The sequence below is a fragment of the Bradyrhizobium sp. USDA 3240 genome (assembly GCF_054063295.1).
This window is the reverse complement of record NZ_JBSSGD010000002.1, coordinates 4,451,333-4,463,826: the sequence shown is the minus strand read 5'-3', so window position 1 is coordinate 4,463,826 and position 12,494 is coordinate 4,451,333. Positions and strand designations below refer to the sequence as shown.

The following is a 12,494-nucleotide window of genomic DNA, read 5'->3' as shown; positions in this document are numbered from 1 at the left end:
AGGTAGGTCAGACCGCAAAATGGTAGCACATCCATCGACGCTGAAAAGCGCGTGCAGTGGTGTGCGCTGCGTCAAAACAAGTTGAGACGAAATTTGAGACGAAATTTTCGCGCGCCGGCTGCCTGATAACAAGGCATTCTGCACCGCAGCGTAATATTCGAACGAAGCTAACGCTCGTGATCGCATCTATCGCGACGAGAGGCGCGAACGCCCGAGCGCCTGTGCCTTCGGCAGCGGCCTGAACAACACACTGCGCTTGTGCCCGCCGAAGATCGCCGCGATCTTGAAGCCGTCATCGGCGGCGATGATGTCGCCGTTCCGCAGCGTTATGTCGTCCACGAGCGCCTTGCAGCTCTCGCCCGCTTCGGTTGTGGCGCTATCGTTGTCGGAGCCGGAATACAGCTTCACCGCGGCGGTGAGACGGACCGCCTCGCAGGTCCTGACATCCGCCGCGTCACTCACGCGCATCAGCGGGAGAAGCGGCCATTGCGGGCCGCGGCATCCTGGCCGCGAGATCACAACACCGCCCGAACAACAAAAAGCCCGCACCAATGGGCGGGCCTTCATCAGACTGTCAGCTCGGTCAGCGAGATATTTTGGAGCGGGCGAAGGGGCTCGAACCCTCGACCCCGACCTTGGCAAGGTCGTGCTCTACCACTGAGCTACACCCGCATCCGAAATGGCGGCGATCGCTCGCCGGCAACGGCAGACCTATGCCAAATGCTGTCTGTGAATGCAACACAAGAGCGCGGTCCGAACTTCACGAAATCGCACGGTTTCCTTAAAAATTGCCCCCGAATCGGCCGAAACCGGCCACGGCGACGATTTCTTTTTATGTTTCGGCCGGAACCAGCCTCAGAGCCATCTCGTCCCGGAGCGATTCGAGCCAGGTCTCGAACCAGCCGGTCAGCGTCTGCGCCAGTTCGACGCGGCGGTCCGCGTCGCAATCGAACACCGCCCACCATTCGATAAAGGCCCGATCGCCGTCGACCACCGGGGTCACTCGCAGGGTCGCGCTGAAATCCGTCATCGGCAGGGTCGGTGGACCGGCAAATTCGTAGGTCTGGAAGCGTTCGACGTCGGACTGGGCGAGCAGCCGCTGCCGGATCCGCCGCTCCCGGTACAGGACGTTGCGCACCGCGCCGATAGTGTCGCCGGACTTGCCGTCCTCGATCTCGCTGCTGCCCGCGCCGTGGACCCAGACCGGGTAATTGTTGAAATCGCGAATGATTTTCCAGACCTCGCCGGCCGGCTGCTCGAACACGGTGCTGTAATAGGCCTTTGCCATGGGCGATCCCCTGTTGCCATGAAGGAGCGCCATCGTCGGCCGTTCCGAACCTCAAACCCACCCGATCTCCGATGGAACGGGCCGGGCGGCAAGCGATTGAATTTTGCCGGCCGACCGCCATCTACGGAGCATGTTCCGGGATCATGCTCTGGGCTGACAGAACGGCTGAACACGCCGTCCGGAGCGTGCTAGAACGCCCCCGTATTTTTCCGACCTCAGAAGGCCAAGGCGAGGACAACGTGACGATAATGGAGCAGGGCGGCCCCACGCCCCAGGCAGCGCCCGATCTGATCAAGGAGACGACGACCCAGACCTTCGTCAAGGACGTCATCGAGGAATCGCGCCGTCAGCCGGTCATGATCGACTTCTGGGCGCCCTGGTGCGGTCCCTGCCGCCAGCTCACCCCGATGCTGGAAAAGGCGGTCCGCAACGCCAAGGGCCGGGTCAAGCTGGTCAAGATGAACATCGACGAGCATCCGCAGATCCCCGGCCAGATGGGCATCCAGTCGATCCCGGCCGTGATCGCCTTCGTCAACGGCCAGCCCGCCGACGGCTTCATGGGCGCGGTGCCGGAGAGCCAGATCAACGCCTTCATCGAGAAGATCACCAAGGGTGTGCCCGCCGCCGGCGAGCCCAATCTTGCGGAGATCCTGGCCGAGGCCGACGCGGTGCTCGCCGAGGGCGACGTCGAGGGTGCGGCGCAGATCTATGCCGAGGTGCTGGCGCACGACGCCACCAACATCGCGGCGCTGGCCGGCCTCGCCAAGTGCTACGTCACGTCGGGTGCGGTCGAGCAGGCCAAGCAGACGCTCGCGATGGTGCCGGAATCCAAGCGCAATGACGCCGCGGTGAAGGCGGTGCAGGCGGCGATCGACCTCGCCGAACAGGCGCAGTCGGTCGGCCCGATCGCGGAGCTGGAACAGAAAGTCGCCGCAGACCCGCTCGATCATCAGGCCCGGTTTGATCTTGCGACCGCGCTCAATGCCATGAACAGGCGCACGGAGGCGACCGAGCAGCTGCTCGCGATCGTCAAGCGTGACCGCAAGTGGAACGACGACGGCGCGCGCAAGCAGCTGGTGCAGTTCTTCGAAGCGTGGGGCGGCACCGATGAGGCAACCGTCGAGGGGCGCAGGCGGTTGTCGACGATATTGTTCTCGTAACGCACGCCCGTCATAGCACCGGGACCGCAGATGCCGATCAATGCCGAATATCGCGGGCCCGGCGAGCTCCCCGAGGTGATCCCGGTGTTCCCGCTGCCGGGCGCGTTGCTGTTGCCGCGCGGCCAGATGCCGCTCAACATCTTCGAGCCGCGTTATCTCGCGATGATCGACGACGCGCTGCGCGACGGTCACCGCCTGATCGGCATGATCCAGCCTGATGCGGCGCATTCGCAGAAGGAGGCGCAGCCGGCGCTGTTCCGCATCGGCTGCGTCGGCCGCATCACCCAGCTCGCCGAATCCGGCGACGGCCGCTACATCCTCGAACTAACCGGCGTTGCGCGCTTCAAGGTGGTCGAGGAGTTGACCGTGCAGACGGCGTACCGGCAGTGCAAGGTCGACTTCTTCTCCTTCGCCGGCGACTTCACCGCGCGCAAGGGCGAGGGCGCCGTCGACCGCAAGGCGCTGCTCGAAGTGCTCGCCGATTTCCTGGAGGCCAACAACCTGAAGGTCGACTGGGAAGGCATCGAATCCGCGCCGAACGAGGCGCTGGTCAATGCGCTGGCGATGATGTCGCCCTATGGTCCGGCCGAGAAGCAGGCGATGCTGGAAGCGCCCGACCTGAAGACCCGCGCCGAGATCCTGATCGCGGTCACCGAGATGGACCTCGCCAAGAAGCGCACATCGGGCGACCCGCCGGTGCAATAAAGGATGATCCTTCGCGACAAACGCGAGGTGTTTGCGCGAAGATCAACGATTGCGAAGCTGCTTCCGTCCGGTGAACATCGTGCGCACCAGGTTCTGACGCTGCAGCAATCCCACCACGACGACGCCGAGCACGTGCAGGGCGACCAGGATGATGACAGCATCCGAGGCATAGGCGTGCGTGTCCTCGACCCACCAGACGCCGAAGAAGGTGACCGTGACCTCCATCGCACCGGTGATTGCGGAGACCGCGAGCGTGAGCAGCAGCGCCACCAGCATCACGGTGCCCGCGGGATTGAGCCCGATGTAGCGGCCGGTGATGCCGCGGCGGAGATTCCAGATGTAGCGCGGCGCGGCGCGCAACCGGACGCCGAGCTTGCCGAAACGCGCATAACGCGTGCCGGCAAAGCCCCAGATCAGCCGGAACGCCAATAGCCCGATCACGGAATAGCCCGCCAGCCGGTGCAGCCGGTCATGGACGCTGGGCGTCACCCAGGCGACCAGGACGAGGATGGCGAGCGCCCAGTGCCAGAACCGCAGCGGCAGGTCCCAGACCTGCACGGTGGTGGCGCCGCGGGCGCCGGGCGCCGCCTTCGTCATCGCGTCTGCTTCACTCGACGATTCACTTGGCGATCGTGTGCTTCAGGCTGAGATCCTCCGGGCTGTAGAACAGCTCGTAGAGCTTGCCTTCCTTGACGCCGTACACTTCGTAGCAGGAGCCCTCGACCTTCGAGCGGCGCACCTCGTAGCCGGCCGCCTTGGCCTTGGCTTCAGCATCGCTGGCCGGCTTCCACGACGCCTTGTCGAGCTTGGTGCAAGTCTTGTAACCGTCGGCGAACGCCGCCGAACCGAAAAGCGCCAGAACACCAGCTGCAAGTACAGCGCTCAAAATCACTCTCACGCGCATCTCCCCTCCGTTGACGATCATGCCCACAACGCCATCGCGCCGAGCACATGCGTGAACAATGCTGAGGTGATTGCCAAGTCAAGGAAGCGCGGACGCGGCTCGCTTTAGAGAAATTCTAACGGCCGCGAAAACCGCTTTGCACTCCACGCGCAATTTGATTTTGAGCGCTTGCTGCGGCCTTACGCCTCAGGACGCAGCACCCGCCATTGCGAGACGAATCGCGGGGCGCTCGGCTGCTGCCGAAATTCGCCAACCGATCATCTGAGCGACCTTCTCGCTCTGGACGGCGGGGCTGAAGTGGAAGCCCTGCACTTCCACGCAGGCGTCGGCGCGCAGGATGTCGAGCTGCTCCCTGGTTTCGACGCCTTCGGCCGTCGTCGTCTTGCCGAGGCTGACGGCGAAGCGAACGATCGCACGTGCGATCCGGCGCGACTCGTCGGTTGCGCCCGCGAGTTCGGACACGAAGCTGCGGTCGATCTTGACCTTGTCGAACGGAAACTTCTGCAGGAAGCTCAGCGACGAATAGCCGGTGCCGAAATCGTCGAGCGCGATCCGCACCCCGAGATCATGCAGCTGACTGAGCGCCGCGAACACCGCCTCGCTGTCCTGGATGATCGCCGTTTCGGTGACTTCGAGCTCGAGCCTGTCAGGCGAAACGCCCGAGCTCGCCAGCGCGTGCACGATCACCGGGACCAGTTCGGGGCTCCTGAACTGCACCGGCGACAGATTGATCGCGATCTTGAGATCATCGGGCCATTTGCCGGCTTCCGCACACGCGGTGCGCAGCACCCATTCGCCGAGCGGCACGATCAAGCCGGTCTCTTCCGCCAGCGGAATGAACTGCGCCGGCGAGACCATCCCGCGCTGCGGATGATGCCATCGCAACAACGCTTCGAAGCCGCAGGTCTCCCCGCTCGCGACGTTGATGAACGGCTGATAATGCAGCTCGAACTCGCCGTTGGCGAGCGCGCTGCGCATGTCGCGCTCGAGGCTGCGCCGGGTCTGCAGCTGCCGGTCGAGCTCCGGCTCGAAGAAGCGGAACGAGCCGCGCCCGCCACTCTTGGCCGAGTACAGCGCAAGATCGGCGCTGCGCAGGACCTCGTCGGAATCGGTGCCGTCGCGCGGCGCGATCGCAATCCCGATGCTGGTCGTGGTGGTCACCCGATGATCGCCGAGATCGATCGGCTCGCTGAGCGCCTTCCTGATCCTCTCGGCGAGCACACCGGCTTCCGTGACCGGATCGGTGACGTAGTCGATCACGGCGAACTCGTCACCGCCGAGCCGCGCCACCAGCGTGGTATCGCTGACGCACCTGCGCAACCGCGCGGCCACCGACTTCAGCAACGCATCGCCCGCCGGATGCCCGAGGGTGTCGTTGACGTCCTTGAAGCGGTCGAGATCGAGCATCAGCACCGCAAGGCTCGGTCCGCCGCACCGCGCGCCGGAGAGCGCCCGCTCCATCCACTCCTTGAGCAGCACACGGTTCGGCAGATCGGTCAGCGCGTCGTGCTGCGCCATATGGGTGATCTTGGCCTCGGAGCGCCGCTGTTCGGTGACGTCGCGATGCGTCGCCACCCAGCCGCCGCCGGGCATCGGCTGCCGCGTCACGCAGATCAGCCGGCCGTCGGCAAGCTCGTCGACCCGGCTGCTGATCTCGCCGGCCGGCAGTGCGTTCAGTGTCGCGAGCACCTGGCTCGCGGCGCTGTCGCTGGTCTCGCCCTTGAGAATGCCGTTGGCGATCCGATGCGTGATGATCTCGCGATGGGCGGTGCCGGGCCGCAGCAATTCGGGCGGCAGCCGGTACATCTTGGCGTAGCGCTCGTTGCACACAACGAGGCGCTTCTCCGCATCGAACATGCAGAGGCCCTCGCCCATGTGGTTGATCGCCGTATCGAGCCGGAACCGCTGTTCTTCCAGCTCCTTCTGCGACGCCTCGACCTGCTGCCGCGCCAGCGAGAGCTGGCTGATGATCTCCTCGAAACGGCGGGTGCGAAGCGCGAGGCGCCGATCGGCGAGCACGCCGACCAGGCTCATCCCGAGCACCGAGAGCGCCACGCCCGCGATCACGATGGCGAGGAAGGCGGGAGACAGCGACAAGGCTTCCGGAGCCAGCAGCGGGTCCGGAACGATCTCGACCGCGCCCATCGCGGTGAAATGATGCGACACGATCGCGAGCGTCAGCAACAGCGCCGCCACGAGCGACATCCAGCGATCCTGATGGCGGACCGCGACCGACAGCGCGGCGTAACCGAACAGCATGCCGAGCACGATGGAGGCCGCCACGAGGTCGAGCGACCACACCACATGGCCCGGCACTTCCAACGCCCACATTCCGAGATAATGCATGCTGGCGATGCCGGCTCCGATTACCGCGCCGCCGACCGGCGCACGCCAGGAGCCGGAGTCGCTGGCGGCAAGGCCGAGTCCGCCGGACGTCAGCATCATCGCGACGGCGAGCGACAGCGCCGTGAGGGCGATACCGTAGCCGGTCGGCACGCCCGGCTCGTAGGCGAGCATGGCGATGAAATGTGTTGCCCAGATGCCGTAGCCGATCGCAGCTCCCGCGATCGCGATCCAGATCAGCCGCGTCCTCGCCTGTGAAGCGATCGCGCGATGGAAGATGTTGACCGCGACAATGCTGGCAACGAAGCAGACCAGGCCGGCGAGCAGAACGAGCCGCCAGTCATGCTCACCTGAAAGACACGTCAGAACACGAAACATGCGTCGGCCCATGGTTGTCCGCGCGGACAAGCTAGGCCGATTGAATTGTCTTCTCGATAATTTTCTACAACTTTCGGTGGCATGGTTATCCGCGCGTAAGCCGATTCCACACGGAAATTGATGGCTCCATAAATATCGTTGCTACGGTCAGCCGTCTCATGTCCCCGCCATGGCGCTATCCGCGTTCTGCGACCGGTTCAACCAATCGATCCAGGATCGCGTGCCGCGGACGCCGTCGCTTACGACGAAGCCCATCCCGCGTGCAGCCTTTCGAGAGAACGGCATCGGAAGGACGAGACGATGCATGCCCCGCGCCCGCAGAAACTCCCGCGCGATCGCGGCAAGACTGAGGTCGTCTGGTCCTCCAATCTCCGCCCGCGTGCCGCGTCCTCCATCGAAGGCGCATCGGACGAGATAGTCGGCGACGTCCGAAGTATCGACCGGATTGAACATGGCGTTCGGCACCGGCCACACCGGCAGCCATGAGAGGTTCGACAGCATTTTCTCGAGCAAGTAGTGGAACGGCATTGCCCGGACGACCGACCACGGCAAACCGGAGCGGCGAACGAGTTGCTCGCCCGCGAGTTTTACGCGCGCATATGGCAGCGACGCATCCTCGAGTCCGACTATCGAAACATGGAGGAAATGCTGCACGCCGGCGGCGCCGCTGAAAGCGAGCAGACGTTCGGTTCCGTCGACGTCCACTGCGGTCGGTGACTTGACGAAATCAAGCGGTTTGACGCTGCCGCGACGTGCGATTGGAGAATATGTCGCTGCGTTGATGACGGTGTGCACGCCATCCAGCGCTTCGCCGAGCCCTTCGCCCGTGGCGAGATCTCCTAATGCACATTCCACATCACTTTCGGGTTGCGGTCTCCTGGCGAGGATCCGCACATGATGCCCGGCTTGAACAAGCCGGCTGACGAGGTCACGGCCAAGATGGCCCGTTCCTCCGGTAACGAGGACGAGTGGCATTTCCTGCTCTCTGTGATTGATCGGTTGATCAGGCTGCAAGCGGGACGAGGACCGTTTCGCCCGTGGCGACCAACACCGCCGCACCCTGCTCATCCGCCGCGAACAGCTCCGCGCGCGCGAACACCTGCCTTCGGCCGGTTCGTACCGTGCTGCCCTTGGCAACAAAAGTGCGGCCTACTGCAGGCCGCAGACAATTCATCGAAAAGTGAGAGGCCGTGACCCCGCCCACCACCGTCGCCGCGGCAAAGCCGCAGGCGGTGTCGAGCAGAGCCGCGATCATGCCCGCGTGCAGGTGGCCTGCATACTGGGTCAGATCATCGCGCCAGGGCATGCGCAGCTCCACCGCGCCGGCACCGGCGGAAACCACCTCGAGGCCGACAAGCCGGTTGAACGCCGCCGACGCATTGGTCGCAATCAGACGCTCCAGATCGAATCCCGCTCCAGTAGTCATGCAAAACTCCATTGCGGCGGTCGTCGCTCGAGATTGGCCCTGACCGCTTCGACGTGATTGGGGGTGCCAAGCAGAAGCGCCTGCTCGGCCGTTTCAGCCGCGAGTCCGGTCGCCGCATCGCGATCGGCTGCGAGATTGAGCAGCCGCTTGGCGGCGCGGATCGCGTCCGGGCTGCGGTCCGCGATCGCGCGCGCCGTCTCCAGTGCGGTATCGCGCGGCTGTTCGACGATCCGGGTGGCGAAGCCGTAACCGAGCGCTTCCTCCGCGGAGAAGACGCGCGCGGTATAGGTCAGTTCGCGGACGACGTCTTCGCGCGCGAGATGGCGCATCAGCTGCGTTCCGGCCATGTCGGGCACCAGCCCCCATTTGGCTTCGATGACGGCCAGACGCGTGGCTGGCGCAAGATATCTGATGTCGGCACCGAGCATCAGCTGAAAGCCGCCGCCGAATGCGATGCCGTGGACGGCCGCAATCACCGGCACCGGCAACTCGCGCCAGAGCCACACCAGATGCTGCGCGAAGTTGGCGATGCCGTGGGTGCGCTGGCCGAGATCGACAAAAGGCAGGATGGATTGGCCTTCCGTCGTTGCGACCAGACGTTCGATGTCGAGGCCGGCGCAGAACGCCTGCCCCTCGCCCGACAACACCACCGCGCGGATCTTCGGGTTGTCCTTGAGCTGCGCGCCGATGGCGGCGATGGCGGTGAACATCGCCGGATCGAGCGCATTGAGCTTGTCCGGGCGGTCGAGCCTGATGTCGGCGACGCCGTTGGCGATGCTCAGGCTGATGCGATCAGTCGTCATGATCGTGTCCGCTAGTAGCCGGCGGCGGCGAGCGCCACGACGGCGCTCATCGCCATCCAGCCGAAATGCCGGCCACGCGTCGCGACCGCATTGGCGAGCGCGGCGCTGCCGAACACGATGGCGAGCGTTGCCACGATCCAGTGCCGCGCGGCATCGGAGGCCATCGCGGGCGCAGCGACGAGCAGCACGCCGCCGCCGATCCAGGCGACGGTGCCGGCCTGATAGACCAGACGAAGCAAGAGGCGCAGCCGCGGCGGTTCGACGGTGGCGCGCGCGAATATTTTGGTCTCGCCGAGCACGCCATGAATCAGGCTGACCAGGATGGCGATGAGTCCGGCGCCTTGCAGCAGAAGATCACGCATCGCATTGTCTCCATACAGTACTGTATGGATAGGACACCAGCCGCTGGCGCCTGTCAATACACTTGTGTATGGTCGGGACGTGGACGGTGAATCATGACGGAACAGCTCTCGGTCAAGGACTGGCTCGATCAGGGCCTGAAGACGCTGGCGAAGCACGGCTTCACGGCGCTCAAGGCCGAGCCGCTGGCCAAGGCCATGGGGGTCTCGCGCGGCAGCTTCTACTGGCATTTCGCCGACATCGGCGCCTACCGCACCGCGATCCTCAACCATTGGCGCGAGGTTGCCGCCGAACAGGTGATCGCCGAGCTCGAGACCATTCCGGAAGGCGGCGACGCGCTGGCGCTGCTGCTGGGCCGGACCTTCTCGGCGCGGCTGGCACTGGAACGCGCGGTGCGCAGCTGGGCCACCGGGTATGCCGCGGCGCGCGCCGCCGTGCTCGAGGTCGACCAGCGCCGCATCGGCTATATCGAAACCCTGCTCCGGCATGCCGGATTCCCCGACGACGTGGCGCGGGGCCGGGCGCAGATCTTCTATTGGGCGTTCATCGGCTACGCGCTGTCCGAGCAAACGCTGCCGAAGCCGCGTCAGCAGGCCGCAATCGACGAGCTGTTGCGGATGGCCAAGCGCTGACAGCTGACACGAGAGTGTGCTACACGACGGCCAGTTTGTTCTGACGCGTTTTCTTCACGCGAACCGGTACCCACTTCGCTCGAAAACGCTGCAGCCGGAGACCGCAATGAGTTCCACGACCGACCACCTCGACAGCACCGCCGACCCAAAGCTGCTCGAAATACTGGTGTGCCCGATCACCAAGGGACCGCTGGAATTCGACGCCGCGCGGCAGGAGCTGATCTCGCGCTCCGCGAAACTTGCCTATCCGATCCGCGACGGCATCCCGATCATGTTGCCGGAAGAGGCGCGCAAGATAGATTGATGCGCGCCCTCGTCACATGGCTGTTGCTGCTCGTCTCCGTGGCGAGCGCGGCGGCCGATGAGGCAGGCTGCGCATCGGCGCGATCGACGCGGTGCTGACGGTGCCGCCCGACGTGGCAAAACCGCCGGTGGCGCTGCTGATCGCCGGCTCCGGCTCGACCGACCATGACGGCAACGGGCCGCAGCTCAAGCCGGCGACATTGAAAAAACTCTCCGAGCAGCTGGTCGCACGCGGCATCGCGACGCTGCGCTACGACAAGCGCGGCGCCGGCGAATGGAAGAAGGAGTTCGGCCGTCCGGAGGACTTTCGCTTCAAGGACTATGTCGGCGATGCGGCGGCGCTGATCGACTATCTGCGCGGCAGCGGCAAATTCGCGCATGTTGCGGTGGTCGGGCACAGCGAGGGTGGCCTGGTCGCAATCCTCGCCGCCCAGCGCGTGCCGATCGACCGGCTGGTGCTGCTGACAACGGCGGCGCGCAAGCAGGGCACGGTGTTGAAGGCGCAGCTCGAAAAGCAGCTGCCGCCTGACAAATTCGCGCCGATCGGAAAGGCCATCGACGACATCATGGCCGGACAAATCGTCGATCCGCCGCCGGCGGGGCTGGCGATCGCGCCTGCGATGCAACCCGCCATCGCGTCGGCCTTTACCGAGGATCCGGTCGATCCGATGAAGAAGATCACCGGGCCTGTTCTGATCGTCGCAGGCGGCCGCGACCATCAACTGGCGCGGCTCGACTACCTCGCGCTCACCACCGCCGACGTCGCAGCCAAATCATTGTGGCTGCCGGACATGAATCACTTGCTGGTCGACGTCACCGACGCAGCAGACATGGCAAGCTACAATGAGCCGGAGCGGCCGCTCGACCCCGACCTGATCGACGCCGTGGCGGGCTTCATTTCGCAGAAATAGTGGATGCGCGGCGAAACCGTGGCCCTACAGCGCCTCGCCCTTCAGCAGCCGCGGCACTTCGCCTGACAATCCCGCCGCCTGGCGGATGAACATGCTCTTCAACGGCGGCGCGCGATCGACGAGGCCCAATCCGATATCGCGCACGGTGCGCAGCAGCGTCGATTCGTTGGAGAACAGGAAGTTCAGCGAGTTGGTGGCAACCCCCATCGCCATCGTGTCGAAGCGCCGCCAGCGCTGATAGCGCTCGAGCACGTCGGCCTGTCCGAGATCCATGCCGAGCCGCGCCGCGTCGACGACGACCTCGGCCAAGGCTGCGACATCCTTCAGGCCCATGTTGAGCCCCTGCCCCGCGATCGGATGGATCACATGCGCGGCGTCGCCGATCAATGCGAGGCGCTCGCCGATGAACGAGCGCGCGACGAAATAGCCGAGCGGGAATGCGCGCGGCTTGTCGAGCGCCTTGATCTCACCGAGGTGCAGGCCGAACCGCTGCTCGAGCTCGGCGTGGAATTCCGCCTCGCTCAGCGCCGTGATGCGCGAGGCCTCCTTGCGCGTCTCGGTCCATACCAGCGACGAGCGATTGCCGGTCAGCGGCAGGATCGCGAACGGACCCGCGGGCAGGAAATGCTCCTCGGCGCGGCCGTGATGTTCGCGCTCGTGCCCGACGGTCACCACGATGCCGGATTGGTCATAATCCCAGCCGTGGGTCGCGATCCCGGCGCGCTCGCGCAGCTTGGATCGCGCGCCGTCGGCGGCGACCAGCAGGCTCGCATCGATCTCGGTGCCATCGGCCAATGTCACGCTGACGCCGTCGGGCCGCGAATCGAAGCTCGACACCGCGGTGGCGCGCAGCTCGACGCCCTCGGCCTCGGCGCGGGTCGCCAGCGCATCGATCAAATAGCGGTTCTCGACCATATGGGCGAACGGCTCGCCGGGCTCGACATTGCCGGCGAAGGTCAGGAACACCGGACGCGTCGCGTCCTCCAGCTTGGAATCGGTCACGACCATGTCGGTGATCGGCTGCGCCGTCGACGCCACCTGCCCCCAGACGCCCAGGGTCTCGAACAGCCGTCGGCAGGCCGCCACGATCGCCGTCGCACGCGGATCGCGGCTCGGGCGCTGGCTCAGCGCCGGATCGGCCACGATCACCGGAATGTCCGGCCCCAGCCCCTGGCGCAACGCCACGGCCAGCGCCAACCCCGCAAAAGCGCCCCCGCAGATGACAATACTTCGCTGTGCCGGCATGCCGTTCCCTTACGCGCCCTGCGCTCTCAGACTGTG

General features: G+C 65.3%; 15 protein-coding genes and 1 tRNA gene. 5 read left to right on the top strand and 11 right to left on the bottom strand.

Annotated features, from left to right (window positions below; translation table 11 throughout):
• Positions 1–186 precede the first annotated feature (186 nt).
• From ACVIGA_RS21800 to ACVIGA_RS21790, 3 genes are all read right to left on the bottom strand, one after another.
• The gene (locus ACVIGA_RS21800; RefSeq protein WP_456667925.1) at positions 187–462 is read right to left on the bottom strand and encodes a hypothetical protein; all 276 of its coding nucleotides are present in this window, start codon (positions 460–462) and stop codon (positions 187–189) included.
• A 135-nt stretch (positions 463–597) separates the two neighbouring features.
• A tRNA-Gly gene (locus ACVIGA_RS21795) sits at positions 598–672 on the bottom strand.
• A 160-nt stretch (positions 673–832) separates the two neighbouring features.
• A complete protein-coding gene (locus tag ACVIGA_RS21790) occupies positions 833–1,288 on the bottom strand; it encodes an SRPBCC family protein (RefSeq protein ID WP_456667924.1) in 456 nt (151 codons plus the stop codon).
• A 239-nt stretch (positions 1,289–1,527) separates the two neighbouring features.
• On the opposite strand from ACVIGA_RS21790, the gene trxA reads away from it, so the two are divergent.
• On the top strand, positions 1,528–2,448 hold the full coding sequence (trxA, locus tag ACVIGA_RS21785; protein WP_456667923.1) for a thioredoxin: 921 nt from the start codon (positions 1,528–1,530) through the stop codon (positions 2,446–2,448).
• Between the two features lie 30 nt (positions 2,449–2,478).
• Positions 2,479–3,153, top strand: a complete 675-nt coding sequence (locus ACVIGA_RS21780; RefSeq protein WP_456667922.1) for an LON peptidase substrate-binding domain-containing protein — start codon at positions 2,479–2,481, stop codon at positions 3,151–3,153.
• Positions 3,154–3,195: 42 nt separating this feature from the next.
• On the opposite strand, the gene ACVIGA_RS21775 is transcribed toward ACVIGA_RS21780, so the two are convergent.
• The 7 genes from ACVIGA_RS21775 to ACVIGA_RS21745 all read right to left on the bottom strand — a co-directional run bounded on the left by ACVIGA_RS21775 (position 3,196) and on the right by ACVIGA_RS21745 (position 9,369).
• Positions 3,196–3,750: a cytochrome b/b6 domain-containing protein gene (locus ACVIGA_RS21775; RefSeq protein WP_456667921.1), complete on the bottom strand. Its 555-nt coding sequence runs from the start codon at positions 3,748–3,750 to the stop codon at positions 3,196–3,198.
• A gap of 22 nt (positions 3,751–3,772) precedes the next feature.
• Entirely contained in the window at positions 3,773–4,057 is a 285-nt protein-coding gene (locus tag ACVIGA_RS21770; RefSeq protein ID WP_456670857.1) for a PepSY domain-containing protein, read from the bottom strand.
• Positions 4,058–4,243: 186 nt separating this feature from the next.
• Positions 4,244–6,778: a bifunctional diguanylate cyclase/phosphodiesterase gene (locus ACVIGA_RS21765; RefSeq protein ID WP_456667920.1), complete on the bottom strand. Its 2,535-nt coding sequence runs from the start codon at positions 6,776–6,778 to the stop codon at positions 4,244–4,246.
• Between the two features lie 156 nt (positions 6,779–6,934).
• Complete coding sequence (locus ACVIGA_RS21760; protein ID WP_456667919.1) at positions 6,935–7,753, bottom strand: SDR family oxidoreductase; 819 nt, start codon at positions 7,751–7,753, stop codon at positions 6,935–6,937.
• Positions 7,754–7,781: 28 nt separating this feature from the next.
• On the bottom strand, positions 7,782–8,204 hold the full coding sequence (locus tag ACVIGA_RS21755) for a PaaI family thioesterase (RefSeq protein WP_456667918.1): 423 nt from the start codon (positions 8,202–8,204) through the stop codon (positions 7,782–7,784).
• Positions 8,201–9,007 carry a crotonase/enoyl-CoA hydratase family protein gene (locus ACVIGA_RS21750; protein WP_456667917.1) on the bottom strand — a complete coding sequence of 269 codons (807 nt, stop codon included), beginning with the start codon at positions 9,005–9,007 and terminating at the stop codon, positions 8,201–8,203. Before ACVIGA_RS21750 ends, ACVIGA_RS21755 begins: the two co-directional genes overlap by 4 nt.
• A gap of 11 nt (positions 9,008–9,018) precedes the next feature.
• Positions 9,019–9,369, bottom strand: coding sequence for a hypothetical protein (locus tag ACVIGA_RS21745; protein ID WP_097676238.1), 351 nt, complete (start codon positions 9,367–9,369; stop codon positions 9,019–9,021).
• Positions 9,370–9,462: 93 nt separating this feature from the next.
• Here ACVIGA_RS21745 and ACVIGA_RS21740 point away from each other — a divergent pair, with 93 nt between their 5' ends.
• From ACVIGA_RS21740 to ACVIGA_RS21730, 3 genes are all read left to right on the top strand, one after another.
• The gene (locus tag ACVIGA_RS21740) at positions 9,463–9,999 is read left to right on the top strand and encodes a TetR/AcrR family transcriptional regulator (protein ID WP_456667916.1); all 537 of its coding nucleotides are present in this window, start codon (positions 9,463–9,465) and stop codon (positions 9,997–9,999) included.
• A 106-nt stretch (positions 10,000–10,105) separates the two neighbouring features.
• Positions 10,106–10,303: a Trm112 family protein gene (locus ACVIGA_RS21735; protein WP_223971236.1), complete on the top strand. Its 198-nt coding sequence runs from the start codon at positions 10,106–10,108 to the stop codon at positions 10,301–10,303.
• Between the two features lie 91 nt (positions 10,304–10,394).
• Positions 10,395–11,213, top strand: coding sequence for an alpha/beta hydrolase (locus tag ACVIGA_RS21730; protein ID WP_456667915.1), 819 nt, complete (start codon positions 10,395–10,397; stop codon positions 11,211–11,213).
• A gap of 24 nt (positions 11,214–11,237) precedes the next feature.
• On the opposite strand, the gene ACVIGA_RS21725 is transcribed toward ACVIGA_RS21730, so the two are convergent.
• Positions 11,238–12,458, bottom strand: a complete 1,221-nt coding sequence (locus ACVIGA_RS21725) for a ubiquinone biosynthesis hydroxylase (RefSeq protein WP_456667914.1) — start codon at positions 12,456–12,458, stop codon at positions 11,238–11,240.
• Between the last annotated feature and the right edge of the window lie 36 nt (positions 12,459–12,494).